This is a genomic window from Nonomuraea sp. ZG12 (assembly GCF_052068115.1).
In the GTDB taxonomy this organism is placed as follows: domain Bacteria; phylum Actinomycetota; class Actinomycetes; order Streptosporangiales; family Streptosporangiaceae; genus Nonomuraea.
The window spans coordinates 549,144-572,860 of the sequence record NZ_JBQHCW010000001.1; the positions used below are offsets into that span (position 1 = coordinate 549,144).

24 protein-coding genes and 1 pseudogene are annotated in these 23,717 nt (G+C 69.7%); 12 read left to right on the forward strand and 13 right to left on the reverse strand.

Features of this window, described 5'->3' with window-relative positions; translation table 11 throughout:
• The first annotated feature begins 99 nt into the window (after positions 1-99).
• The gene (locus ACTMTF_RS02515; protein WP_441109012.1) at positions 100-1,017 is read left to right on the forward strand and encodes an ABC transporter ATP-binding protein; all 918 of its coding nucleotides are present in this window, start codon (positions 100-102) and stop codon (positions 1,015-1,017) included.
• Positions 1,018-1,050: 33 nt separating this feature from the next.
• On the opposite strand, the pseudogene ACTMTF_RS02520 reads toward ACTMTF_RS02515, so the two are convergent.
• Positions 1,051-2,234: pseudogene (locus ACTMTF_RS02520) on the reverse strand (RNA-guided endonuclease InsQ/TnpB family protein); the annotation flags it as partial.
• 124 nt (positions 2,235-2,358) lie between these two features.
• On the opposite strand from ACTMTF_RS02520, the gene ACTMTF_RS02525 reads away from it, so the two are divergent.
• The 3 genes from ACTMTF_RS02525 to uvrB are packed head-to-tail and all read left to right on the forward strand — an operon-like array spanning position 2,359 to position 5,601.
• Positions 2,359-3,213, forward strand: a complete 855-nt coding sequence (locus ACTMTF_RS02525; protein WP_441109013.1) for an ABC transporter permease — start codon at positions 2,359-2,361, stop codon at positions 3,211-3,213.
• A gap of 14 nt (positions 3,214-3,227) precedes the next feature.
• A complete protein-coding gene (locus tag ACTMTF_RS02530; RefSeq protein WP_397000687.1) occupies positions 3,228-3,461 on the forward strand; it encodes a helix-turn-helix transcriptional regulator in 234 nt (77 codons plus the stop codon).
• A gap of 34 nt (positions 3,462-3,495) precedes the next feature.
• Positions 3,496-5,601 (forward strand): excinuclease ABC subunit UvrB, encoded by a 2,106-nt coding sequence (gene uvrB, locus ACTMTF_RS02535; protein ID WP_441109014.1) that lies wholly within the window; start codon positions 3,496-3,498, stop codon positions 5,599-5,601.
• A 120-nt stretch (positions 5,602-5,721) separates the two neighbouring features.
• Here the strand turns inward: uvrB and ACTMTF_RS02540 are convergent, their stop codons facing one another.
• A complete protein-coding gene (locus ACTMTF_RS02540) occupies positions 5,722-6,096 on the reverse strand; it encodes a hypothetical protein (protein WP_441109015.1) in 375 nt (124 codons plus the stop codon).
• Between the two features lie 317 nt (positions 6,097-6,413).
• Here ACTMTF_RS02540 and ACTMTF_RS02545 point away from each other — a divergent pair, with 317 nt between their 5' ends.
• On the forward strand, positions 6,414-7,049 hold the full coding sequence (locus ACTMTF_RS02545; protein ID WP_441109016.1) for a winged helix-turn-helix transcriptional regulator: 636 nt from the start codon (positions 6,414-6,416) through the stop codon (positions 7,047-7,049).
• A 152-nt stretch (positions 7,050-7,201) separates the two neighbouring features.
• Here ACTMTF_RS02545 and ACTMTF_RS02550 read toward each other — a convergent pair whose 3' ends face one another.
• A complete protein-coding gene (locus ACTMTF_RS02550) occupies positions 7,202-7,936 on the reverse strand; it encodes an SDR family oxidoreductase (protein WP_441109017.1) in 735 nt (244 codons plus the stop codon).
• Positions 7,937-8,029: 93 nt separating this feature from the next.
• Here ACTMTF_RS02550 and ACTMTF_RS02555 point away from each other — a divergent pair, with 93 nt between their 5' ends.
• Both ACTMTF_RS02555 and ACTMTF_RS02560 read left to right on the forward strand, forming a co-directional pair.
• On the forward strand, positions 8,030-8,893 hold the full coding sequence (locus ACTMTF_RS02555) for a LysR family transcriptional regulator (RefSeq protein WP_441109018.1): 864 nt from the start codon (positions 8,030-8,032) through the stop codon (positions 8,891-8,893).
• Positions 8,894-9,006: 113 nt separating this feature from the next.
• Positions 9,007-9,753 (forward strand): hypothetical protein, encoded by a 747-nt coding sequence (locus ACTMTF_RS02560; protein ID WP_441109019.1) that lies wholly within the window; start codon positions 9,007-9,009, stop codon positions 9,751-9,753.
• A gap of 76 nt (positions 9,754-9,829) precedes the next feature.
• Here the strand turns inward: ACTMTF_RS02560 and ACTMTF_RS02565 are convergent, their stop codons facing one another.
• Entirely contained in the window at positions 9,830-10,198 is a 369-nt protein-coding gene (locus tag ACTMTF_RS02565) for a nuclear transport factor 2 family protein (RefSeq protein WP_441109020.1), read from the reverse strand.
• 170 nt (positions 10,199-10,368) lie between these two features.
• Here ACTMTF_RS02565 and ACTMTF_RS02570 point away from each other — a divergent pair, with 170 nt between their 5' ends.
• Positions 10,369-10,908, forward strand: a complete 540-nt coding sequence (locus tag ACTMTF_RS02570; RefSeq protein ID WP_441109021.1) for an HAD domain-containing protein — start codon at positions 10,369-10,371, stop codon at positions 10,906-10,908.
• A 14-nt stretch (positions 10,909-10,922) separates the two neighbouring features.
• On the opposite strand, the gene ACTMTF_RS02575 is transcribed toward ACTMTF_RS02570, so the two are convergent.
• Together ACTMTF_RS02575 and ACTMTF_RS02580 are read right to left on the reverse strand one after the other, a co-directional pair.
• On the reverse strand, positions 10,923-11,201 hold the full coding sequence (locus ACTMTF_RS02575; RefSeq protein WP_441109022.1) for a hypothetical protein: 279 nt from the start codon (positions 11,199-11,201) through the stop codon (positions 10,923-10,925).
• A gap of 594 nt (positions 11,202-11,795) precedes the next feature.
• A complete protein-coding gene (locus ACTMTF_RS02580) occupies positions 11,796-12,656 on the reverse strand; it encodes an SDR family oxidoreductase (RefSeq protein WP_441109023.1) in 861 nt (286 codons plus the stop codon).
• A 130-nt stretch (positions 12,657-12,786) separates the two neighbouring features.
• On the opposite strand from ACTMTF_RS02580, the gene ACTMTF_RS02585 reads away from it, so the two are divergent.
• Positions 12,787-13,446 carry a hypothetical protein gene (locus ACTMTF_RS02585; protein WP_441109024.1) on the forward strand — a complete coding sequence of 220 codons (660 nt, stop codon included), beginning with the start codon at positions 12,787-12,789 and terminating at the stop codon, positions 13,444-13,446.
• Here ACTMTF_RS02585 and ACTMTF_RS02590 read toward each other — a convergent pair.
• The 4 genes from ACTMTF_RS02590 to ACTMTF_RS02605 all read right to left on the reverse strand — a co-directional run bounded on the left by ACTMTF_RS02590 (position 13,346) and on the right by ACTMTF_RS02605 (position 16,321).
• Positions 13,346-13,864 carry a Uma2 family endonuclease gene (locus tag ACTMTF_RS02590; RefSeq protein WP_441109025.1) on the reverse strand — a complete coding sequence of 173 codons (519 nt, stop codon included), beginning with the start codon at positions 13,862-13,864 and terminating at the stop codon, positions 13,346-13,348. The genes ACTMTF_RS02585 and ACTMTF_RS02590 overlap by 101 nt on opposite strands.
• 102 nt (positions 13,865-13,966) lie before the next feature.
• Entirely contained in the window at positions 13,967-14,572 is a 606-nt protein-coding gene (locus ACTMTF_RS02595; RefSeq protein ID WP_441109026.1) for a hypothetical protein, read from the reverse strand.
• 233 nt (positions 14,573-14,805) lie between these two features.
• Positions 14,806-15,411 carry a DUF4126 domain-containing protein gene (locus tag ACTMTF_RS02600; protein WP_441109027.1) on the reverse strand — a complete coding sequence of 202 codons (606 nt, stop codon included), beginning with the start codon at positions 15,409-15,411 and terminating at the stop codon, positions 14,806-14,808.
• Between the two features lie 4 nt (positions 15,412-15,415).
• Positions 15,416-16,321, reverse strand: coding sequence for a phosphotransferase (locus ACTMTF_RS02605; RefSeq protein WP_441109028.1), 906 nt, complete (start codon positions 16,319-16,321; stop codon positions 15,416-15,418).
• A 69-nt stretch (positions 16,322-16,390) separates the two neighbouring features.
• On the opposite strand from ACTMTF_RS02605, the gene ACTMTF_RS02610 reads away from it, so the two are divergent.
• Positions 16,391-18,787, forward strand: a complete 2,397-nt coding sequence (locus ACTMTF_RS02610; protein ID WP_441109029.1) for a GcvT family protein — start codon at positions 16,391-16,393, stop codon at positions 18,785-18,787.
• Here the strand turns inward: ACTMTF_RS02610 and ACTMTF_RS02615 are convergent.
• The 3 genes from ACTMTF_RS02615 to ACTMTF_RS02625 are packed head-to-tail and all read right to left on the reverse strand — an operon-like array spanning position 18,744 to position 21,328.
• The gene (locus tag ACTMTF_RS02615; RefSeq protein ID WP_441109030.1) at positions 18,744-19,532 is read right to left on the reverse strand and encodes a GntR family transcriptional regulator; all 789 of its coding nucleotides are present in this window, start codon (positions 19,530-19,532) and stop codon (positions 18,744-18,746) included. The genes ACTMTF_RS02610 and ACTMTF_RS02615 overlap by 44 nt on opposite strands.
• Positions 19,529-20,653, reverse strand: coding sequence for an NAD(P)H-dependent flavin oxidoreductase (locus ACTMTF_RS02620; RefSeq protein ID WP_441109031.1), 1,125 nt, complete (start codon positions 20,651-20,653; stop codon positions 19,529-19,531). The genes ACTMTF_RS02615 and ACTMTF_RS02620 overlap by 4 nt, the downstream gene beginning before the upstream one ends.
• A 9-nt stretch (positions 20,654-20,662) precedes the next feature.
• Complete coding sequence (locus ACTMTF_RS02625; protein ID WP_441109032.1) at positions 20,663-21,328, reverse strand: acyltransferase; 666 nt, start codon at positions 21,326-21,328, stop codon at positions 20,663-20,665.
• Between the two features lie 109 nt (positions 21,329-21,437).
• On the opposite strand from ACTMTF_RS02625, the gene ACTMTF_RS02630 reads away from it, so the two are divergent.
• A complete protein-coding gene (locus ACTMTF_RS02630) occupies positions 21,438-23,102 on the forward strand; it encodes a CTP synthase (RefSeq protein ID WP_441109033.1) in 1,665 nt (554 codons plus the stop codon).
• On the forward strand, positions 23,099-23,710 hold the full coding sequence (locus ACTMTF_RS02635) for an NUDIX domain-containing protein (RefSeq protein ID WP_397000646.1): 612 nt from the start codon (positions 23,099-23,101) through the stop codon (positions 23,708-23,710). Before ACTMTF_RS02630 ends, ACTMTF_RS02635 begins: the two co-directional genes overlap by 4 nt.
• Positions 23,711-23,717: the final 7 nt, after the last annotated feature.

A 23,717-nucleotide genomic window follows, 5' to 3' on the forward strand; every position in this document is an offset into this window, starting at 1 on the left:
GTGCGACTTAATGTTCGCTTGCAACGGAATGTTGCAACTCTGTTGCCATTCATAGCAGTTGTGCTATCCATGTAGTACACCTACTACATGGAGGGGGTCATGAGCGCCATCAGGGCTCTGGATGGAGACATCAATGTGATAAACACCGACGCCGCACTCGAAGTCAGCGGACTGCACATGAGCTACGGGCCGCTGGAGGTGCTGCGCGGGGTCGACTTCAGCGTGGCGCCCGGCGAGGTGATCGCGCTGCTCGGCCCCAACGGCGCGGGCAAGACCACCACGATCGAGATCCTCGAAGGCTTCCGCATGCCCTCCGCCGGACACGTACGCGTGCTCGGCACCGACCCGGCCAAGGGCGACGAGCGGTGGCGGGCCAGGCTGGGCGTCGTCCTGCAGTCCTGGCGCGACCACGGCCGCTGGCCCGTGCACCGGCTCCTCGACCACCTGGGCCGCTACTACGCCCCCTACTCCACGCCGAGCAGGCCGCGCCCCCTCGACACCGGCGAGCTCATCGAGGCCGTCGGCCTCACCGAGCAGGCCGGCCGGCGCGTCAACAGACTCTCCGGCGGCCAGCGCCGCCGCCTGGACGTCGCCATCGGCATCGTCGGCCGCCCCGAGGTGCTCTTCCTCGACGAGCCGACCTCGGGCTTCGACCCGCAGGCCCGCCGCGACTTCCACGACCTGGTGCACCGGCTGTCGGACCTCGACGACACCACCATCCTGCTCACCACCCACGACCTGGACGAGGCCGAGAAGCTCGCCGACCGCATCCTCATCCTGACCGGCGGCAAGATCATCGCCGACGGCAGCGCCGACCGCCTGTCCCGCGAGGTCTCCCGCGACGCGCAGGTCCGCTGGAGCCGCGCCGGCGAGCACTTCGTGCACGCCACCGACGACGCCACCGGCTTCGTCCGCGGCCTGTTCGCGCAGTACGGCGAGGAGATCGACGACCTGGAGGTACGGCGCGCCACGCTCGAGGACACCTACATGGCCATCCTGAAGAAGGAGGAAGGTTGACATCACCCTCCTCGTAAACGAGGGGGATCTCACGGTCGCCCGTGAGGTTTCCTGCTTCAACGCCGACCGCCCGCCAGAGAGGACTCTCCTTGAGGTCTTACATCAGCTCGACAGGCGTTTCACCTCTCCGCCAGCCCGGCGGCGAGGATGTTCTTCGCGGCGTTCACATCGCGGTCGTGGGTCGCGCCGCAGGCGCAGGTCCACTCCCGGACGTTCAGCGGCATCGTGTCCCGCAATGTCCCGCATGTCGAGCACAGCTTGGAGGAGGGGAACCAGCGGTCCACGACCACGAGTTCCCGCCCGTACCAGGTCGCCTTGTACTCCAGCATCATGCGCAGCTCCCGCCAGCCCGCATCCGAGATCGCGCGAGCCAGCGAGTGGTTCTTCACCATGTTACGCACGGTGAGGTCTTCCACGGCGATCACTTGATTCTCGCGAACAAGCCGTGTGCTGACCTTGTGCAAGTGGTCGCGGCGGCGGTCGGCGATGCGGGCGTACACCCTGGCCACCCGCAGCCGCGCCTTGGCCCGGTTGTTGCTGCCCTTGTCGGTGCGGGCGAGCGCCCGCTGCGCCTTGGCCAGCCGGCGCCGATCCCGGCGCTCGTGGCGCGGGTTGACGATCTTCTCCCCGGTGGACAGCGTGGCCAGCGCCGTGAGGCCCGCGTCCACACCCACCGCAGCCTCGACCGGAGCGAGCGGGCTGATCTTCTCCTCGCACAGCAGGGACACGAACCAGCGCCCGGCCGCGTCCTTCGACACCGTCACCTTGGACGGCTCGGCCCCTTCCGGAAGCGGACGCGACCAGTGAATGTCGAGTGGTGCGTCCATCTTCGCCAGGGTGAGCCGGCCGTCCCGCCAGTAGAACGCCGAGCGGGTGTACTCGGCCGACAGCCGCGACCTCTTGCGGGACTTGAACGTTGGGTACTGGGCGCGCTTGGCGAAGAAGTTCGCGAACGCAGCCTGCAAATGTCGCAACGCCTGCTGCAACGGCACCGACGACACCTCGAACAGGAAGTCATAGTCACCGCCACGCTTCCACTCCGTCAGCCGAGCCGACGACTCCACATAGGAGACGCGACGGCCTTCCCGGGTGTAAGCGCGGGTCCGTTCCTCCAACGCCTTGTTGTAGACGAGGCGGACGCAGCCGAACGTCCGGGCAAGCTCGGAGGCTTGCTCGGGAGTCGGATAGAAGCGGTACTTGAACGCCCGCTTCACCATCTGCGCCACACCTCACACCCTACCGAACGATCAGCTAAGAATCAGTCGCATGTTCGATACCGCAGCACTGCTCCGCGTTCCCACCGGCCGTGAAGGAACGGGGCTCCACACTCAAGGAGATTCGATGAACCCGACATCGCACGCGGTCCGGCTGGGGCTGTCCAGGGGGTGGGCCGAGTTCAAGCACAGCTTGACCAACGCGCAGGACATCGGCTTCACCATCGTCACCACGGCGGCCTTCGTCGTCGTGCTCTACTTCCAGCGCGACGCCAAGGTGCCGGGCACCGACCTGTCCCTGGCAGCGGCCACGCTGCCGGGCGTCCTCGGCATCGGCATGGCCTTCAACGGGCTCGTCGGAGCGGTCGGCGCGCTGGCCGTCGAGCGTGAGGACGGCACTCTGCTGCGGGCCAAGGCGCTGCCGCAGGGCATGGTCGGCTACCTCGTCGGCCGGATCGTGTCGCTCTCGCTCGGCGCCGCGATAAGCCTGTTGACCGTGCTCGTCGCCGGTCTGTTCCTGGTGCCGGGGCTGGCCGGCGCGGGACTCGGCGGCTGGCTCACCGTGGCCTGGGTGGCCGTGCTGGGACTGGTGGCCACCCTGCCGTGGGGCGCGGTGATCGGCTCGCTGGTCAACAGCCCGCAGGCGAGCACCGGCCTGTCGATGCTCTTTTTCGGCGCGCTCGCCAGTGTCTCCGGCATCTTCTACCCGATCGCCGCGCTCGCCACCTGGCTGCAGGTCGTCGCCCAGGCGTTCCCGCTCTACTGGCTCGGCCTCGGCATGCGCGCGGCGCTGCTGCCGGACGCGGCCGCCGCCGCCGAGATCGGCGGCTCCTGGCGGCCCCTGGAGACGCTCGGAGTGCTCCTCGCCTGGTCCGTGGCCGGGCTCGTGCTGGCCCCGCCGATCCTGCGCAGGATGGCCAGGCGCGAGTCGGGATCCCTGATGACCGCGCGCCGCGAGCGGGCACTGCAGCGCATCGGCTGAGAAGATGGACGACGATGAGCGAGACCGTCTACAACCGCATCGCCCTGCTGCGCGCCGAACGCGGAGTCACCCGCAGGCAGCTGGCCGACGCACTCGGCGTGCACTACCAGACCGTCGGCTATCTCGAACGCGGCGAATACAGCCCCAGCCTCTACCTGGCGCTGCGCATCGCCGAGTACTTCGACGTACCCGTGGAGGTGGTCTTCTCCACCACGCCCTTCCCCCGCATCGGCGAGCGGACCGCCTGACGTTTCTGTCGGTCGCCTCGCCTACATTGGCAGCATGCGACCGGTCACAGATTTGCAGCGGAAGGTGGCGCCCTTCGAGGTCGTCACCGAGATGACTCCCTCCGGCGACCAGCCGACGGCCATCGCCGAGCTGGAGCGCCGCATCCTGGCCGGAGAGAAGGACAACGTCCTGCTCGGCGCCACAGGCACGGGCAAGACCGCCACCGTGGCCTGGCTCATCGAGCGGCTGCAGCGGCCCACGCTCGTCATGCAGCCCAACAAGACGCTCGCCGCCCAGTTCGCCAACGAGCTGCGGGAGATGCTGCCCAACAACGCGGTCGAATACTTCGTCTCCTATTACGACTACTACCAGCCCGAGGCGTACGTCCCGCAGAGCGACACCTACATCGAGAAGGACTCCTCGATCAACGACGAGGTGGAGCGGCTGCGCCACTCGGCGACCAACTCGCTGCTCACCCGCCGCGACACCATCGTGGTCGCCTCCGTCTCCTGCATCTACGGCCTCGGCACGCCTCAGGAGTACGTCGACCGCATGGCCCGGCTGCGCGTCGGCATGGACGTCGACCGCGATCAGCTGCTGCGCCGCCTCGTCGACATGCAGTACACCCGCAACGACCTGGCCTTCACCCGTGGCACCTTCCGGGTCCGCGGCGACACCATCGAGATCATCCCCAAGTACGAAGAGCTCGCCGTCCGGATCGAGATGTTCGGCGACGAGATCGAGAAGCTCTCCACCATGCACCCGCTGACCGGCGAGGTCATCACCGAGGACGAAGAGCTCTACATCTTCCCCGCCTCCCACTACGTCGCCGGCGAGGAGCGGATGACGGCCGCCGTCACCGGCATCGAGGCCGAGCTGACCGACCGGCTGTCGGAGCTGGAGCGGCAGGGCAAGCTGCTGGAGGCGCAGCGGTTGCGCATGCGCACCACCTACGACCTGGAGATGATGCGCCAGATCGGCACCTGCTCCGGCATCGAGAACTACTCGCGGCACATGGACGGCCGATCGCCCGGCAGCGCCCCCAACACGCTGCTCGATTACTTCCCCGAGGACTTCCTGCTCGTCCTCGACGAGTCCCACCAGACCGTGCCGCAGATCGGCGCCATGTACGAAGGCGACGCCTCCCGCAAGCGCACCCTCGTCGACCACGGCTTCCGGCTGCCGTCCGCGCTCGACAACCGGCCGCTCAAGTGGGAGGAGTTCCTGGAGCGCATCGGGCAGACCGTCTACCTGTCGGCCACCCCCGGCCCCTACGAGCTCGGCCGCGCCAAGGGCGAGGTCGTCGAGCAGGTCATCCGCCCCACCGGGCTCATCGACCCCGAGATCGTCGTCAAGCCGACCAAGGGCCAGATCGACGACCTGGTGCACGAGATCCGCGAGCGGGCCGAGCGTGACGAGCGCGTCCTGGTCACCACGCTCACCAAGAAGATGTCCGAGGACCTGACCGACTACCTTCTGGAGCTCGGCATCCGGGTCCGCTACCTGCACAGCGAGGTCGACACCCTGCGGCGCATCGAGCTGCTGCGCGAGCTCCGGGGCGGGGAGTACGACGTGCTGGTGGGCATCAACCTGCTGCGTGAAGGCCTCGACCTGCCCGAGGTGTCGCTGGTCGCCATCCTCGACGCCGACAAGGAGGGATTCCTGCGGTCGGAGACCTCCCTGATCCAGACCATCGGGCGAGCGGCTCGAAACGTCTCCGGACAGGTGCACATGTACGCCGACAAGGTGACGCCGTCCATGGAGCGGGCCATCGACGAGACCAACCGGCGGCGGGCCAAGCAGGTGGCCTACAACGAGGCTCGCGGGCTCGATCCGCAGCCGCTGCGTAAGAAGATCGCCGACATCCTCGACTCGTTGCAGCGGGAGGACGCCGACACCCAGCAGCTCATGGGGGGCGGGCGGCAGCAGTCGCGCGGCAAGGCGCCGGTGCCCGGATTCGCGGCCAAGGCCGGGCAGCATGCTCGGGCCATCGCGGGGGAGATGCCTCGGGCGCAGATGGAGTCGTTGATCGAGTCGCTGACCGAGCAGATGCATCAGGCCGCGGCTGATCTGCAGTTCGAGGTGGCGGCCCGGTTGCGGGATGAGATCAAGGAGCTCAAGCGGGAGCTGCGGGACATGCGGGAGGCGGGCGTCAAGTAGGGCCACCTGACGGGCCGACCTGGATTTCCCCTACATCGGGGCGTTGCAGGAGGGCGCGGACCGGCCCGTCCCCGGGTCGACCGCGGGCGGGCCGGCAGCGAGCAGGTCTTCGCCCTCAGCTCATGGCGTCAGCAGCTCCTGTTGTCCGGCGTTGGCCGACTTGACCTCTACGAGGACCACGTTGACTTCGCCCGCCAGCAACTCCCAGGCGTGATCGAAGGCGTCTTCCTGCCAGACGACCGCACCGGGGTTCAGGTCCACGATCTGCGTCGTCCCATCCGCCCAGGTCACTTTCTGTCGCCCGGAGCCGAGGTTGACCACCAGCATCGGGGCGTGCGAGTGCATCGCGCTCTCCCAACCGTGAGACGCGCGCGCCTGGATCACCCGGACGTGTTCATTCTCGAACAAGACCTGGTGCGCATCGGGATCCACGATCGTCGCATGCTGGGGTTTCTGAGCTGTCGCTGCGGTCTGTCCCGAAAACGAAATACTCATGGCGGGCTCCTGTCTGCCGGGGTTCGTCGCGCGACCGTGGCGCCGGCTCCACCACCGGATCGGTCCGGTGATCTGGATGTGGGCCACTGGCTGTCGCATGAATCTGTCGCTGGTTCCGCCAGGTCGACTGCTCAAACGATAACCGGCGATGGTTGTTAAAAACAACTGCAATGAGTAGTTATTTCATATCGAGGTGGGACGGGGAGCAGTCCTGTTCGGACTCATGACTGGAGTTCTCGACGTCGTTGGGGCGGGCAGGCATGTTGTGACAAGCAACTAGCATGGTCGGATCCAGGCGGACAAAGGGGAGAGCGGCCATGCCGACCAGTCGTAGCTATCGGGACGCATGCGGGATGGCTCGGGCTCTCGACGTCGTCGGCGAGCGGTGGGCACTGCTGGTCATCCGGGAGCTGCTCCTGGTGCCGCAACGCTTCTCCGACCTGCGGCACGCTCTGCCCAACGCCAGCTCCAACCTGCTCGCGGACCGACTTCGAGAACTCGAACAGCGCGGGGTGATCCATCGCCGCCTGCTGGTGCCGACGGCGGGCCCGCAGGTCTACGAACTGACAGAGTGGGGCCGGAAGCTGGAACCGGTCGTCCTGGCTCTGAGCGACTGGGGTATCGATGCCCCCAGCCCCCCAGAGCCGACCTCACTCAGCGCCACCTCGGTGCTGATCTTCTGGCGCGGTCACGCTCGTCCCGACCCGGACGCGCCGCCGATCGTCTGTCACCTCGATCTCGACGGCTCGGTCTGGACGGTCCGCGCAGAGTCCGGAAAATTCGAGGTGCAGAGCGGCGAACCCGCCACGGCCGACATCTCGCTGCGTACGGACCCCAAGACGCTCAGCAGCCTCCTGGCCGACCCGGCCTCGCTCGACGCCGCGCTCGCCGAAGGCGGCGTAGGCCTGGTAGGCGACCCTCTGGCCCTCAAGCGGCTGCTGTACGTGGGTTGAGGGCCTGAAAGTCCCGCTTGCCAGCGGCTCAGGCCGAGCCTGTGGTCAACCCCGCGCGGGAAGGGCGATGGCGGGCACGTCTCGCGTCGGCACACACGCCCGAGCCCTGGACCACGGCCATCGTCCGGGCTCGGCCACGGCAGGTTCGGGGGTCACCAGGGGATGACGCCGTCGTCGTTGAAGAACGAGCCGGTCGGGCCGCCGTCGGGCAGGGTGGCGAGACGGATCGCGGTGGCCGCGGCCTGCTCGGGAGGGCGCCCTTGGAAGCCGGTGAAGTCGGTCGCGACCAGGCCCGGACAGGCGGCGTTGATCAGGATGTTCGTGCCGGCGAACTGTCTGGCGTAGTGCACGGTGACGGCATTGAGGAACGACTTCGTCGGCGAGTAGGCCGCCATGATCGGACCGACGTCGATGTCCGGGTCCGCCTGCCAGGTCACCGAACCGACGCTGCTGGAGGCGTTGACGATGCGCGGCGACGCCGAGCGCCGCAACAGCGGCAGCATCGCGTTGGTCACCCGGATGACACCGATGACGTTGGTCTCCACGACCTCACGGACGACGTCGAGGTCGAGCGTGGTCGGGTCCTGCACCCACCCCGGCCCTGTCTCTCCTGAGATGCCGGCGTTGTTGACCAGGACGTCCAGCCGCCCGGCCTGTCGTTCGACCAGGTCCGCCGCATCGGTGACGCTCCGGTCGCCGGTCACGTCCAGCGGCACCCCGAACGCGTCCACTCCGGCGGCCCGCAACTTCGCGACGGCGGTTTCGCGTCGGGCCTCGTCGCGGGCTCCCACGCCCACGCGGTACCCGAGGGCGCCCAGCCCCGCCGCGATCTCGTACCCGATTCCCTTGTTCGCGCCGGTCACCAGCGCGATTCTCGCTTCGCTCATGCCGTCGATGTTCGCTCGTGGACGAGTGGTGCATCCAACACCGATACGGTGCCCTGTCATACCCGGTAGGTATCACCTAGGTATGCTGCGGCCATGGACACCTTGGAGACCCGTGAGCTGAGGTACTTCATGGCCGTTGCCGAGGAACTGCACTTCGGCCGCGCCGCCGAGCGCCTCGGCATGGCCCAGCCACCGCTGTCCCGGGCGATCCAGCAGCTCGAGCGGCGCCTCGGCGTCTCCCTGCTGAACCGCAACCGCCGCGGCGTCACCCTGACCGGCGCCGGAGAGATGCTGCTGCACGAGGGCCGCGCGGCCCTCGACGCGACCACCGCCGCCGCTCGCCGCACCCGTCGCGCCGGTGGCGCCGACAGCCCGGGCGCTCCCCGCAACCGCCTGGTGCTGGCAGTGAAGGCCGGCGCGTCGCACGAGCTGCTGCACAAGCTCCTCGACGCCTACGCGGCCGAGCCCGACGCCGCCGAGATCGAGGTGCTGCCGAGCGGCACGTGCGAGCAGGAGGAGATGCTGCGCGACGGCCGCGCCGACGTGGCGCTCATGCACAAGCCGTTCAACTCCCTCGCCGGGTTCGACAGCGAGGAACTGCTGACCGAGGGGCAGATCGCGATCCTGCCCGCCGGGCACCCCCTCGCCGCGCAGAGGACGTTGTCCATCGCCGACGTCAGCGACATTCCCGACCTTCCGCTCGCCCGCTGGTCGCGCCACGGCACGTTCCCGCCAGGCCCGGGCCCCGAGATCCACGACCAGACGCAGCTGGCCCAGCTGATCGCCCTCGGACGCACCGTGGCCGTCTTCCCCGACTCCGCCCGCGCCTGGCTATGGGCCGAGCACGCCGCCGTCCCCCTGACCGACGCACCCCCGGTCGTCACCCACATCGCCTGGCCCGCGCACAGCCGCTCCCTCGCCCTCGCCAGTCTGATCCGCACGGCCACCCGGCTATGACCCTCACCCGCCTGCCATCGCCGCCGTCACCCTCATGACCCCCCGGCTGACCGCCGACCCCAAGCCCCGTGCTCGCCGCGAACCTGTGTGTCCCGCGCGATGTCGAAGGATATGTGCGCCGGTTCACGCTCCTCGTCCTGGCCTCGTTGCTCACGCTGGCGGCCTGCGTCACCGACCCGGCCGTCCGCGACGCACGAGATCACGTCGACCGGGTCGCCGACCAGCTGACGGGCTACGACCTGTGGATTGCCGAGGACGTCGGCTACCACCTCACACGGGAGGAGGAGTACGTCACGGTCTTGGACGTCTCCGGCGATGGCGACGGTGATCCTGGACGCGTTCGGATCAAAGTCCGCGGGAAGGATCGTACGCCACGGCCCCCGACGGGCTCGTCGGATACTCCCTCACCGCCGGAGGTGGTGTTCCTGTGCTTCGATCTGAAGGTGATCCAGCCCGCGCGAGCGGGCCATCGACGGGTGCGGAAGACGGACCGGAAGGTGGACGTCACCGAGATCGACTGTCCCGAGAGCGCCCCGCCCCGGGGCTTCCGGCCGCCGGCCACACTGCCGGCCGAAACCAGCTCGTGGCTGAAGAAGAACCTGCCCACCACTCTCGATCTCGACGCCGCCCGTCGCGCGGTACGGGGCCTGCGTCTGGACCCGCGAATCCGCCAGGACATCGCCGAGCACGATGGCAGGATCGGTATCGCCCTGCGAGAGCCGGACGGGACCTGCCTGTTCGCCCAGGTGTGGCCGACGACCGTACAGGTATGGAGCCCATGGCGGTCATGGGCGCCTCCCGTGCTCCCCGCCGAACGCGCCTGCAGTGCCGCTCAGGCCGCGAGCGGTTACTCCTATTGATCTCGCCGCACCCCGCAAGATGCCGGGAGGCCCGGGGCACAGTCGTCGGCGGCCGGGCCGCCCGTGATCGAACTCCTCAGCGGTAGTCGTTCTCCTTCAGTTCGATGACCCAGGCACGACGCTCGGCGATCTTGCCGTCGCGCATGACGAACACCTCTGCCATGGACATGCGCATCTCACCGCCTGCGACTCGCCGCACCGTCCCGGTCAGTTCCGCCATGACGACGTCGCCCTGCTCGACCATGCGCACGACCTCCAGTTGGGGAGGGTCGACCAGCTCGGGCGGGCCGTCGATGGCCCCGTCATAGGCGTCCTTGCCTGTCAGGCGGAAGGCGCCGAAGACGGTCCACTGGATGTCGTCAGTCAGGCAGGACAGGATCTGCTGATGATCGTTCTTACGGAAACCGTCCAGGTAGGTGTTGACGGTCTCGATGTTCCGTGACATGCGTACTCCTTCGAATCGGATGTCTTCCGCGGGGCGGGCGATCCGGCGGTTCCCTTCGGAGGAAGGTCGGAGCGGCCACGGCGTTCTCGACATCGCGAGGACACCCAGGCAAGGGCTGAGTTCTACGACGACGGCGGCAGGAAGGTGAACGGCCGCGTTATCGTGCGGCGGTGACCGGTTCTGTGCGGCTCCCGCTGCTCTTTCTCGACGTAGACGGACCTCTGATTCCGTTCGGTGCGACCCCGCGGCAGCATCCGGAGGGCTACCCGACTCATGAGCCGGCACGCGGACCACGACCGACCGGGTCGAACCCACTGCTGAGCAGGATCGATCCCGCGCACGGGCGGCGGTTGGCGGCGTTGCCGTGCGAGCTGGTCTGGGCCACGACCTGGATGGACGATGCGAACGAGTGCGTCTCGCCATGGATCGGCCTGTCGCGACTGCCGGTCGTGGTCTGGCCTGAGCCGTCCGCCATCGATGATCAGGACGAACGGGAGGGGATCCACTGGAAGACCCGCAGCCTCGTTGGGTGGGCGGCCGGGCGTCCGTTCGCCTGGGTCGATGATGAGATCAGCGACATTGACCGCGTCTGGGTTTCCGAGCACCACCGGGGGAGAGCACTGCTCCATCGGGTCGACCCGAGCAGGGGCCTTGTCGAGACCGACTATGCCGCTCTGAACGAGTGGATGCTTGAGATTCACGGTCTGTAGCCTGGAGCCGGTGGTCAGGCCAGCGAGGCCAGCGCCAGGCACGCGAGGAACGGGACGGGGATGAGCACGGCGAAGCTGAGCCACGCCGCCGGCCGCCGCCTCTGCCAGAGCGGGAGGGCTACGTCGATCACGATCACCTGGGTCAAGGTGAGCAGGCCGGTCGCCACCAGCGCAACGGTGAAGACGAACCCGTTATCGAGAGTCTCGTAGTTGCAGTTGGTGGACTCGGCAAGGGCGCAATCCATCGGCATGTACTCGGTCAGCAGCCACCACGCCAGGTAGAACGGCACCATGGCGGGTACGCCAAGTCCGAGGTTCGCCAGCGCGGGAGCCCATAGGCCGTTTTCGCCCGCCCCTTGCGCCCGGCAGGCGCATCAGTCATGGCCACGCTCTCACCCTGAGTCCCCGTACCCGCCCCGGTTGACCCTGCCACGGACGGCGGCGGACATCCGGGGATCTTCTCCATCCACAGCTCCTGGTCGTCTCATGACAGCGGGGCGGTCGTTGGACACGGCGTGGCGGGGCCATGGGACGTCGTGACGACCGCGAGGAGTATAAGCGACCTTCAGCGGAGGGCTGCGGCCGGTCGGGCCGCACTCGCCGTTCGCGCACCGGCTGCTCCGGCACCTGGAGAATGCCGGCCGCCGCTCCCGGCCCCCGTACGCGTGACCTCGCCTACGCCGCCCGGCCGTGGCTGCGCGGCGCCGTCATCACCGGCCGTCGCCGTCGGCTTGCGCGCCTTTCCTCGACGTGTACGGGCTTGAGGACGAACACCGACGGGGGCGAGCCCGTAAGGGATGCGGTCGGCGGGATCGGGAGGTGAGCGCCCTGCCACGGCGCTGCGTGGCGGTAGGCAGTGGGGGCTCGGCGGCGGTTGCTGTGCGGGGTCAGCGGAAGGCCGGGGCGTTGCGGTGGGCCCAGTGGGTGAAGGGGTGGGCTGCGCGGCCGAGGAGGTGTTCGACGTCGGGGCTGATGCGCTGCTCGGCTGCCGTGGGGGTGCCGATGATGGCCAGGGTGGTGTCGGCGATGGGTTCGGGCATGAACTGCAGCATCTGGGCCCGCGCCTCTTCGCGGGTCTGCTCGATGAAGCGGATCGGCTCGCCGAGTGCGTCGCCGATCGCTGCGGCTCGCTGGCGGGGGGTGGTGAGGGCCGGGCCTGTCAGTTCGTACGTCCGGCCGGTGTGGCCGTTCTCGCGCAGGGTCACGGCGGCGACCTCGGCGAGGTCGTCCGGGTCGACGGTCGGCAGGCCGACGTCGCCGAAGGGGGCGGCGACGGTGCGCCGGGTTCGGACCGGCTCGGCCCAGGCGTAGGCGTTGGAGTGGAAGCCGCCGGGGCGCAGGATCGTCCAGTCCATGCCTGACCGCTGAACGGCGTCCTCGAAGGACTGGCCCATCTGGCCGTGGGAGGGGGACTCCGGGCGGGTTGCGACGCCTTGGGAGGACAGCAGCACGACTCGTCTGATTCCGCCGGCCTTCGCGTTTCTGAGGGTGGTGCCGATGATGCCGGCGGGGTCGTCGGCGACGGCCACGAAGTCGCCGGAGATCAGCAGGAACATCGCGTCGGCGCCGGTGAGGGCGGGCAGCAGGCCTGCGGGGTCGGTCAGGTCCGCGGGGACGGCTCGCACTCCCTGGGGCACGTCCGCGGTGGTGATCTTCCGCGATACGGCCGTCACCGGCTCACCGGCTTGGGCGAGCAGGCGTACCAGCGTGCGTCCGACGTTTCCGGTCGCTCCCGTGACAACGATCATGTCGATTCCTTAGTTAGTTGGCTGACTTAGGAGGAACCGTAGCACAGAAGTGAGTGAGTCGGCTGACTCGAAAGCGATGGGTGGCGAAATGGGGATGAAGAGCTGGACGGGTGGCTTGTACGGTGCGGAGATGCGTAGGTGTGAGGGGTGCGGGGAATGGGAGCCCGCCGGCGCGCCGGACTGCGGGCGGTGTGCCGCGGTGGTGGACGAGATCGTCGAGGCCGGGTGGCGGGAGTTCGTCGACCGGGAGTTCGGGGGCGTTGCGGCGGCGGAGGAACGGGCGATCGCCGAGATGGTGGTCGACGAGATCGATCGGCACCCCTGGCGGGTCGTCGACGCCGCCTACGATCGGCTCATGTGCGGGGAGTGCGGGAGCACGCTGAGCCGGGGACCCGCCGGTTGTTCCGTCTGCGATCGGGCCCATGGGTACCGGTATGCCGCCGTCGAGGTGGACCGCCCTGGCGTGCCGCCCGGCAACGAGCATGCGCTGCGGGTCAACGTGTCAGTCGTACGCAGGCCGTACGGAATCTCGGCAAAGGAGGTGCTGGGCCGCAGGCTGTCGCTCCCGATCCTGCTCGACGGGCATCTCCCCACCACCGCCCGGGCGCAGGCGGCCCGCGCGATCCTCAACAAGGGGGGCACGGCGGAGGAGTACGCCGAGTTCGTCCACCGCGAGTGGCGCGGTGACGTCAGCGCCTGTTCTTGTCCAGGTCGAGGTCGATGTCCACGGGGAAACCGATGTCCGTCCGTAGTCGCCCGCGATGGATGCCGGTGGGCACGTACGCCTTGACGGCGGGCTCCAGCTCGAAGGTGTAGACGACGGGCTGGTCGTCCTCCAACTCCACGCGCCAGAAGTGCTTGATGCCCGCGCTCGAATACTTGCCGGGTTTCGTGGTGCGGTCTCTGTCGCGGGAGTCCTCTGACACCACCTCGACGACCAGGTGCACGTCCTCAGGCTCGAAGGTGGTGAGGGTGATCCGTCTGGCCGCCGACTCCTTCACCAGGAGGACGTCCGGCTCAGGACGCTGGCGCAGGCCCAGGGTGACGGTCATCTCTCGGACGACGACCAGATGCCCGGGAGGATCGAGCTCCCTCTCGAACAGCCTGAGCACGAGCATGTGGAACATCGTCCGGGGGGACTGCGGCACGAGCGACCCGTCGATCAACTCGACGTGCTCGGGCGCGTCGGAGGGCAGGTGGTCGAGCATGTCGGCGGTCCAGCCACCTGGCGGGCCAGGGTGAAATCCATCAGAGGAGAAGGCCGTGCTCAGGGTCGCACCTCCGTGGCGGGTCGGGTCGCGGTGGCCTTCTCAGGAGGGGTCTCTGCGCTCCTGCATGGTGCGGCGGTAGAGGTCGTCGATCTCGTCCAGGGGATCGGGGGCGCGGCGGCGGGCCTCGATCTCCAGGTCGGTGCGGGAGTGCAGGTCGTCGATGCCGGTGGCGGTGTGCTGGACCTGGTCGCTGAGGAGGTCGGCGCGGATGCGGGCGCACATCGCCGTCAGCTTGGCCTGGTGCTCGCGCAGCCGGTCGAGAGTGGCGTGGTCGACGTACGGGGACACGCGGCGCTGCTGGGCGTACATGCCGAGCTGGCCGTCGTGCACGTCGGCCTGGGCCGTCAGGTCCGCCAGGAGGACCGGCAGGTCGCCGAGGCCCCAGCCCTGCTGCTGGGCCTGCTCCACGGCCTGGCGGGTGAGGGAGACCTCGCGCCGCAGGTCGAGGCGGAGGCGCTCCACCTCGGCGGCGTCGCCGGTGCCCATCGCGTTGACGTGCGTGGTCAGCCTGGTCGTGGCCTGCCGGGCCTTGACCGCGGCCTTCCTGCCTACTTTGACCAGGAAGTAGATGCCGACTCCGGCCACCAGTAGGAGGAACGCCAAGATCACCAGCACGATGAGGATGATTTCGCTGATCGTGGCCACCTCCTGTTGAGTTCTCGCCTTGAGGATATCTCGCTTGGGCGGCTGGGCCGCGCCCGTCGGGTGGAACGAGCGAAGGAAGCGACGGGTTCCTGAGCGGGCGGGCCCGGCAGCGGGACGCTGCCGGGCCCGGGTGCGTCCGGGCGCCGGGCGGGGACCACGGTGCGCCCTGACGGCTCGTACGGGCGGAGATCCGCCCCGTATGACACGGTACGGATGCCAAGGGGGCGGGCGAATCACCCTGGAGGCGGATGCGGGCGGCTCCTCTTCCTCACCCGGAAGCGGCGTACCCTCCTGATCGCCCACCAGGCCACCAGCGCGAGCAGCGCCAGCGCCACGATCACCAGCAGCGGCACGAACACCGCGATCAGGCTCATGCCCAGCGCGCCGGCGTCCTCGGCCGCGCTCGCGACCGGTGCGCCCACTCCCGCGGTGCCGGCGTTGATCACCGGCCGGGTCGCCGACTTCAGCGCGTGTACGGCCAGCGCCACCACGATGCCCAGCAGCCAGCTCGCCCAGGGGTTCGCCGTCATCCAGGTGGAGCCGTCGAGCTCGGCGGCGGCGTTGGTGGCGCTGAAGACCACGCCGCCCGAGGCCGGGCGCACCACGGTCTGGATCGCGTCGTTCACGCTGTCGACGACCGGCACCTTGTCCAGGACCATCTCCGCCGCCAGCAGCACCGCGATGATCGCCAGGACGCCCCAGTCGGACAGCCAGGCGTAGCCGTCCGGCAGCTTCACCGCGTCGGTGAGGTTCGCCAGCACGCCGACGACCAGCAGCGGGATGTAGGCGTTGAGGCCGGCGGCCGTGGACAGGCCCAGCCCTGTCAGTGCGGCGAACATGGCCCTAGTCTGCCCGCGCCGCCTCGTCCATGAGGCGAGCCAGGTCCGGTCCGGTGAATTCGGCCACCGCCCGCTCGTACTTCTCCATGCCCCACGCCCAGAAGTCGAAGTCGATGGCGTCGTTGGCGCCGTCCTGGATCGAGGCCCACAGGGTCCAGCCGTACTTGGACATCAGACCCAGCAGCCGCGCTCGGGCGATCTTGCCGCGCAGGCGGCGGCCGTAGTAGGCGGTGACGAGCTCGTCGAGGTGGCCGAGCGGCAGGTCCGACTCGCTCCAGGCGTTGCCCAGCTCGAAGCAGGGGTCGTTGTTGCCGGCGTACTCGTAGTCGATCAGCCAGAGCCGCTCGCCGTCGTCGATGATGTTGCCCGGCAGCAGGTCGTTATTACACGGAACGGTGCCTTCTGCCTGTATTTCCAGACATTTCTCAAGTTGGGCAACCTGCGGCATGAAGTCCAGATACCCGGCAGGCAGCCGGAACCCCCGCTCACGCACGATCGCCAGATAACGCCGCTGCACGTCGAACATGTCGAAGTCACGGACGAACCGAGGCCCCGCGTGCAGCTGTCTGCAGACCCGCGCCACCCGCGGCAGATTCACCGGATCACGCAGATCGGCCTCGGTGAACGTACGCCCGGGAAGCCAGCCCACCACGAGCACGCCCTCGGCGGGCAGATAGTCGTGCACCGGCGCGCCCACACCCGCCTGCGCGGCGGCGATCGAGGCGGCGTGCTCGGCGTCCCGGTCGATGGCGAGCAGCGAGCCGTCGCTCGCCGAGACGCGCACGACGTACGCCCCGCCGGGCGTGGTCACCTTGTAGTTGCGATTGGTCAGCCCGCCGGGCAGCTCCGCCACGGTGCGGGGCACGCCGGCCAGCATGGGGATGCGGTCGAGGACCTCGGGCATGGCCATGGTCGATGCTAATGGCCGCCCCGTTGAACGGTCTAGACCTTTGATCACCTGGCGGTTAGCCTCGCCAGCATGAGCGACTCGGCCCGCATCGTGATCATCGGAGGTGGCGTGGGCGGCGCCTCCGTCGCCTACCACCTGACCCAGCTCGGCGAGCGGGACGTGGTCCTGCTGGAGCGTGACGAGCTCACCAGCGGCTCGACCTTCCACTCCGCCGGACTGGTCGGCCAGCTCCGCGCCGACCCCACGCTGACCAGGATGAACCAGTACTCCGTCGAGCTCTACCGGACCCTGGACGCGGGCTGGACCGAGTGCGGCGGGATCAAGCTCGCCTCCACTCCCGAGCGCATGGCCGAGATCCGCCGCCAGATCGGCTGGGCGCGCACGTTCGGGCTGCCGCTGGAGGAGATCTCCGTCGCCGAGGCCGTCGAGCTGTTCCCCCTGATGAACCCCGAAGGCGTCGTCGGCGCCGCCTACCTGCCCACCGACGGCCAGATCGACCCTTCCCGCCTGTGCTACGAACTGGCCGCCAAGGCCAGGCAGGGCGGCGCCCGGATCCGCACCCGCACCCGCGTGCTCGGCCTCGACGTGACCGGCGGCAGGGTGACGAGGGTCCGCACCGACCAGGGCGACATCGACTGCGAGATCGTGGTCAACTGCGGCGGCATGTTCGCCGCCGAGATCGGCCGGATGGCCGGCGTGCGGATCCCGATCGTGCCGATGTCACACCAGTACGTGGTCACCGAGGGCTTCCACGACCACACCGGGCTGCCCACGCTGCGCGACCCCGACCTGCTCGTCTACTACCGGCAGGAGGTCAGCGGGCTGGTCATGGGCGGGTACGAACGCACCTGCGCGCCGTGGACGGCCGATCGGACCACCTACGACGCGATCCCCGCCGACTTCAACGGCCGGCTGCTGGCCGAGGACTGGCCGCGCCTGGAGGAGATCTCCGACAACTCCCGGATCCGCGTGCCCGCCATGGGCGACGTCGGCATCCGCAAGCTGATCAACGGGCCTGAGGCGTTCACCCCGGACAACGAGTTCTGCCTGGGCGAGACCGAGGTCGGCGGCTTCTACGTGGCGGCCGGGTTCTGCGCGCACGGCATCGCCGGCGCGGGCGGCATCGGCAAGGTGATGGCCGAGTGGATCGTCGAGGGCGAGCCCAGCATGGACGTCTGGCACATGGACATCCGCCGCTTCGGCCGCCAGTACCGTTCGCCCTCCTACACGCTGGCCCGCGCCGTGGAGAACTACGAGACCTACTACGACATCCGCTACCCGGGCGACGAGCGCTCGGCGGGCCGCCCGCTCAGGGTGTCCCCCGTCTACGGCTGGCACGCCGCGCACGGCGCGGTCTTCGGCGAGAAGGCGGGCTGGGAGCGGGTCAACCACTACGAGCGCAACGCCCGGGGCGCCGACGGGCAGGACGCTGAGGGTCAGCGGCCGCGAGGCTGGGCCGGGCGCAACTTCTCGCCCGCGATCGCCGCCGAGCACCGGGCCACCCGCTCGGCGGCGGGCCTGTTCGACGAGAGCTCGTTCGCCAAGATCGAGGTCACCGGGCCCGACGCGGCGTCGCTGCTGGAATGGGTGTGCGACAACCGGGTGGCCCGCGAGGTCGGCGCCGTCACCTACACGCAGGCGCTCAACGGCCGGGGCGGCATCGAGTGCGACTTCACCGTCACCAGGCGGGCCGAGCAGGAGTTCCTCATCGTCACCGGCACCGCCTTCGGCTCCCACGACCTCGGCTGGCTGCGCAAGCAGGCCCGGCTGCGCGACGCCGACGTGCGCGTCGCGGACGTGACCGGCCAGTACGCCTGCTTCGGCCTGTGGGGGCCGCGCGCCCGCGACATCCTGTCCACGCTCACCCCCGACCCGCTGGAGTTCCCGTTCCTGACCTCGCGGGAGCTCACCGTCGGCGACGTGCCGGTGCTGGCGCTGCGCGTCACGTTCGTGGGCGAGCTCGGCTGGGAGCTCTACTGCTCCAGCGAGTACGGCCTGGCGCTCTGGCAGGCGCTGTGGCGGGCGGGCGAGCCGCAGGGGATGCTGGCCGGAGGCTACAAGGCCATCGACAGCCTGCGCCTGGAGAAGGGCTACCGCGTCTGGGGCGCCGACCTCGGCCCGGAGACGACCCCGTACGAAGCCGGGCTCGGATTCTGCGTCAAGCGGGACAAGGACTTCCTCGGCAAGGACGCCCTGGACCCGCACCCCGCGCGCAAGCTGCGCTGCCTCACGCTCGGCGACCCCGGGGCCGTCGCCCTGGGCAACGAGCCGGTACGCATCGACGGGCAGGTGGTGGCGCGCGTCACCTCCGGCGGTTACGGCCACACGGTGGAGTCGTCCATCGCCTACGCCTACCTGGAGGCGGAGCCCGGCGCCAAGGTGGAGGTAGAGGTGGAAGGCGCCTGGGTGGCCGGGAGCGTGGTCAGCGACCCGCTGTACGACCCGGCAGGGCAGCGGCTGCGCTGACGCCGCTGCGCACCGAGACGCGCACCCGGTCCGGACGGAACAGGTCGCGCGCGTACTCCACCGGGACACCGCCCGCCGCGTAGGCGGTCCGCTCGATCAGCATGAGCGGCGTGCCGGGCTCGATGCCGAGCTCGGCCGCCTCGGCGGGCGCGGCGACGACCGGGTCGAGGTGCTCCAGCGCGGTGCGCGGCGCCAGGTCGTAGTGCCCGGCGAGCAGCGCGTACAGCGACCCGCCGAGATCCTGCGCGAGGAAGCCGGGCAGGGCGGGGAAGAAGGAGCGTTCGAGCGCCACCGGCGTCTGCCCGGCCGAGCGCACCCGCGCCACCTCGTGCACGGGCTCACCGGCCGCGACCTCCAGCGCGGCGGCCACGGCGGGGGAGGCGGGCACGGTGGCGGCCACCAGGATCCGCGCCTCGGCCCGCAGGTGCGCGCGCCGCATCTGCTCGGTGAACCCGGCCAGCCCCGTCAGGTCGCACTCGATGCGCGGCTCGGTCACGAACGCGCCGCCCCGCCGCCCCGGCACCCGCACCAGCACGCCGTCCCGCTCCAGCGTCGCCAGCGCCTGCCGGAGCGTCATCCTGCTCACGCCGAGCCGCGCGGCCAGCTCCCGCTCGCCGGGCAGCCGGTCGCCGGGCTCCATCTCGCCGCCCGCGATCGACTCGAGCAGCCACCGCTCGATCTGCACGTGCGCGGGTACCCCGGTGCCGCGCTCCAGCTCGGGTAAAGAGTCGAGGTGGTCCGTCACCGCGAGAGCCGGGCCAGCCGCTCCACCGCGTCGCCGAACTCGCTCACCATCTCGTAGACCACCTCGCGGGCCGGCCTGACCCGGTCGAGCTGGCCCACGACCTGCCCGACGAAGTAGTTGGCCAGCTCCACCGCGCCGGGCTCGCCCCGCTCGGCGGCCTGGCCGATCCGGGTCATGGCGGTCTCGGCCACCAGCATCTGCAGCGGCATGCCGAGCGGTCCCGGGCTCTCCTGGCCGGCGTCCCACTCCTCGGTCCAGGCGGACCTGAGCTGCCGGGCGGGCTTGCCGGTTCGCGAGCGGGACCTGACCGTGTCGAGCGAGGAGGCGGCCAGCATCTTCCGCTTCACCACGGGTGCGGTCTCGGCCTCCTCGGTGGTCAGCCAGACCGAGCCGCACCACACGCCTTCCGCGCCGAGCGCCATGGCCGCGGCCATCTGCCGTCCCGAGGCGATGCCGCCCGCCGCCAGCACCGGCACCGGCGCCACGGCGTCGACCACCTGTGGCACCAGCACCATCGTGGAGATCTCGCCGGTGTGGCCGCCCGCCTCGGTGCCCTGCGCGACGATCAGGTCGGCGCCCGCCGCCACCTGCCTGCGCGCGTGCTCCACGGTGCCGACCAGCGCCGCGACCGGCACCCCGGCCGCACGCGCGCCGGCCACCATCTCCGGCGGAGGCGGCCCCAGCGCGCTGGCGATCAGCCCGATCGGATGCTTCAGCGCCACCTCGATCAGCCCGGTCGCGCCCGCCGCGGTCACCCGCCTGCCGAACTCGTCCGCCGAGGCGCGGGCCACCGGCGCCGGGCCGCTCACGCCGTACTTGGACAGCAGGTGGGTGACGAAGTCACGGTGCCGTTCCGGCACGGAGTCGGCCAGGCGCGCGCCGCCGTCCAGCGCCGACGCGTCGATCTTGCCGGGCACGAGCACGTCCACGCCGTACGGCCTGCCGCCCACCCGCTCGTCGATCCAGGTGAGCTCGGTGTCGAGCTGCTCGGGTGTGTACGCGATCGCGCCGAGCACGCCGAAACCGCCCGCGTTGGTGACCGCGGCCACCACGTCGCGGCAGTGGCTGAAGGCGAACAGGGGGAATTCGACGCCGAGGCGTTCGCAGATAGCGGTCCGCATGATCTGACGCTAACCGCCAGAAGCATGTTCGGTCCAGGTGGTGACCAAGCGATCGTTCGTGTGCCAGCCTAAGTCCGCGTCGTAGCTGCGTACGATCTTGGCCGGCACGCCCGCCACCACGCTGTGGTCGGGGAACTCGCCGCGCACCACCGCGCCGCCCGCCACCACGCACTGGCGGCCCAGCCGGGTCCCCGGCAGGATGATCGCGCCCGCGCCGAGCCAGGACCCCGAGCCGATCGAGACCGGGCTGTTGCGCGGCCACTGCCTGCCGATCGGCGTCTCCGGGTCGTCGTAGACGTGGTTCTGGTCGGTGATGTACACGTACGGGCCGGTGAAGACGTCGGCGCCGATGTCGATCGACTGGTGGGCGACGATGTGCGAGCCCCTGCCGATCGAGCAGCTCGGGCCGATCCGCAGGATCGAGTCCGGGCCCAGGTCGGCGCCCGGCCACATGCCGCACGACAGCGACACCCGCTCGCCGATCAGCGTGTGGTCGCCGATCTCGATCCACTGCTCGCCGAAGATCGCACCCGGCGGGAAAGCGATCTTCACCCCGTCGCCCAGGCGGCGGAACGCGTGGCCGCCCGGAGAGGCCGGGGTGATGGCGCCCGCCCTGCGGATCGCCTCGTAGGCGCGGTGGATCAGCGTGCCGATCGCCCGCCGTACAAGTGACATAAGGACCAAAGTTACCGCCAGGTCGTCCTGTTCGGGCATGTCGGGGACGTTGTTTGATATCCTGAGAGCCCGTGGACACTTGACCACACCTCGAGCCACGGGAGCCTCCTTGCGCAGCGCATCGCAAACCAAGCATCTGTTCGTCACCGGCGGTGTCGCCTCCAGTCTCGGCAAGGGGCTCACGGCATCCAGCCTCGGCCGCCTGCTCAAGGGACGCGGACTCCGCGTCACGATGCAGAAACTGGACCCCTACCTCAACGTCGACCCCGGCACCATGAACCCGTTCCAGCACGGCGAGGTCTTCGTCACCGACGACGGCGCCGAGACGGATCTCGACGTCGGCCACTACGAGCGCTTCCTCGACACCCACCTGCACGGCTCGGCCAACGTGACCACCGGCCAGGTCTACTCCAACGTCATCGCCAAGGAACGGCGCGGCGAGTACCTCGGCGACACCGTCCAGGTCATCCCGCACATCACCAACGAGATCAAGGACCGCATCCGTGGCATGGCGGGCCCCGAGGTCGACGTGGTGATCACCGAGGTGGGCGGCACGGTCGGCGACATCGAGTCGCTGCCGTTCCTGGAGGCGGTACGGCAGATCCGGCACGAGGTCGGCCGCGACAACGTCTTCTTCCTGCACGTCTCCCTGCTGCCCTACATCGGCCCCTCCGGCGAGCTCAAGACCAAGCCCACCCAGCACAGCGTGGCCGCGCTGCGCAGCATCGGCATCCAGCCCGACGCCATCGTGCTGCGCTCCGACCGGCCCGTGCAGGTCGCGATCAAGCGCAAGATCAGCCTGATGTGCGACGTGGACGAGGACGCCGTGGTCAGCTGCGTCGACGCCGCCTCCATCTACGACATCCCCAAGGTGCTCCACTCCGAGGGCCTCGACGCCTACGTGGTGCGCCGGCTCGGCCTGCCGTTCCGGGACGTCGACTGGAAGGAGTGGGAGGAGCTCCTGCGCCGCGTGCACCGCCCGGCCAAGGAGGTCACCATCGCCCTGGTCGGCAAGTACATCGACCTGCCGGACGCGTACCTGTCGGTCACCGAGGCGCTGCGCGCCGGCGGCTTCGCCAACGACACCCGCGTCAACATCCGCTGGGTCAAGAGCGACGACTGCGAGAGCCCCGAGGGCGCCGAGCGCGAGCTCGACGGCGTCGACGGCGTGCTGATCCCCGGCGGGTTCGGCGTGCGCGGCATCGAGGGCAAGATCGGCGCCATCCGCCACGCCCGGGAGCAGAAGATCCCGTTGCTCGGCATCTGCCTCGGCATGCAGGGCATGGTCATCGAGGCGGCCCGCAACATGGCCGGCATCACCGACGCCAACTCCGCCGAGTTCGACCCCGACACCAAGCACCCGGTGATCTCCACCATGGCCGACCAGGAGGACGTCGTCGCCGGCGAGCGCGACATGGGCGGCACCATGCGCCTGGGCAGCTACACCGCCAAGCTCGGCGACGGCACGCTGGCCCGCAGGCTCTACGGCGGCAAGGCCAAGGCCGACGAGCGCCACCGTCACAGGTACGAAGTCAACAACGCCTACCGCGCCAAGCTGGAGAAGGTCGGGCTGGTCTTCTCCGGGCTCTCGCCCGACGGCCGCCTGGTCGAATACACCGAGCTGCCCCCCGAGACGCACCCGTTCTTCATCGGCACCCAGGCGCACCCCGAGTTCCGCTCCCGGCCGACCCGGGCCAACCCGATGTTCAAGGGGCTCATCACCGCCGCCCTCGTCTACGCCGACAGCCGCGTCGCCGACAAGGTGACCAAGTGAGGATCGAGGACACGCCCGAGACCTGGGACGTCGTCGAGTCCAGGCAGCGGTTCAGGGGACACGTCATCGACGTCGTCACCGACACCGTGCGGATGCCCGGCGACGAGAACGCCGACCGCGACTACGTCGTCCATCCCGGCTCCGTCGCGGTGGTGGCGCTCGACGACGACGACCGGGTCCTGCTCATCCGGCAGTACCGCCACCCGACGCGCCGCCTGCTGTGGGAGCTGCCCGCCGGCCTGCGCGACGTCGAAGGCGAATCGCTGGTCACCGGGGCCGCCAGGGAGCTCGCCGAGGAGGCCGGCTACCGCGCCCGCACCTGGCACACCCTGGTCGACCTCTACACCTCACCTGGCATGTCCGACGAGCGCATCCGCGTCTTCCTGGCCCGCGACCTGACGAAGATCCCCGAGGAGGAGAACGGCTTCGTCCATCGGCACGAGGAGATCGGCATGCCGGTCGAATGGGTGCCGCTGGCCGACGCCGTGGAGAAGGCCCTGATGGGAATGATCCACAATTCCCCGGCCGTGGCCGGTATCCTCGCCGCGTACGCGGCTTCGGTTGAGGGGTTCGGCCTGATGCGCCCCGCCGACGCACCCGAGGCCTGACGGAAGG

Coding starts and splice junctions, on each gene's coding strand:
- ACTMTF_RS02545 (WP_441109016.1), top strand. CDS start 6,414: ATGCCGACCAGTCGTAGCTATCGGGACGCATGCGGGATGGCTCGGGCT.
- ACTMTF_RS02525 (WP_441109013.1), top strand. CDS start 2,359: ATGAACCCGACATCGCACGCGGTCCGGCTGGGGCTGTCCAGGGGGTGG.
- ACTMTF_RS02540 (WP_441109015.1), bottom strand. CDS start 6,096: ATGAGTATTTCGTTTTCGGGACAGACCGCAGCGACAGCTCAGAAACCC.
- uvrB (WP_441109014.1), top strand. CDS start 3,496: ATGCGACCGGTCACAGATTTGCAGCGGAAGGTGGCGCCCTTCGAGGTC.
- ACTMTF_RS02590 (WP_441109025.1), bottom strand. CDS start 13,864: ATGCTCGACCACCTGCCCTCCGACGCGCCCGAGCACGTCGAGTTGATC.
- ACTMTF_RS02605 (WP_441109028.1), bottom strand. CDS start 16,321: ATGGCCATGCCCGAGGTCCTCGACCGCATCCCCATGCTGGCCGGCGTG.
- ACTMTF_RS02620 (WP_441109031.1), bottom strand. CDS start 20,653: ATGCGGACCGCTATCTGCGAACGCCTCGGCGTCGAATTCCCCCTGTTC.
- ACTMTF_RS02515 (WP_441109012.1), top strand. CDS start 100: ATGAGCGCCATCAGGGCTCTGGATGGAGACATCAATGTGATAAACACC.
- ACTMTF_RS02580 (WP_441109023.1), bottom strand. CDS start 12,656: ATGATCGTTGTCACGGGAGCGACCGGAAACGTCGGACGCACGCTGGTA.
- ACTMTF_RS02565 (WP_441109020.1), bottom strand. CDS start 10,198: ATGTCACGGAACATCGAGACCGTCAACACCTACCTGGACGGTTTCCGT.
- ACTMTF_RS02600 (WP_441109027.1), bottom strand. CDS start 15,411: ATGTTCGCCGCACTGACAGGGCTGGGCCTGTCCACGGCCGCCGGCCTC.
- ACTMTF_RS02550 (WP_441109017.1), bottom strand. CDS start 7,936: ATGAGCGAAGCGAGAATCGCGCTGGTGACCGGCGCGAACAAGGGAATC.
- ACTMTF_RS02530 (WP_397000687.1), top strand. CDS start 3,228: ATGAGCGAGACCGTCTACAACCGCATCGCCCTGCTGCGCGCCGAACGC.
- ACTMTF_RS02575 (WP_441109022.1), bottom strand. CDS start 11,201: ATGGTGCCGTTCTACCTGGCGTGGTGGCTGCTGACCGAGTACATGCCG.
- ACTMTF_RS02610 (WP_441109029.1), top strand. CDS start 16,391: ATGAGCGACTCGGCCCGCATCGTGATCATCGGAGGTGGCGTGGGCGGC.
- ACTMTF_RS02555 (WP_441109018.1), top strand. CDS start 8,030: ATGGACACCTTGGAGACCCGTGAGCTGAGGTACTTCATGGCCGTTGCC.
- ACTMTF_RS02585 (WP_441109024.1), top strand. CDS start 12,787: ATGCGTAGGTGTGAGGGGTGCGGGGAATGGGAGCCCGCCGGCGCGCCG.
- ACTMTF_RS02625 (WP_441109032.1), bottom strand. CDS start 21,328: ATGTCACTTGTACGGCGGGCGATCGGCACGCTGATCCACCGCGCCTAC.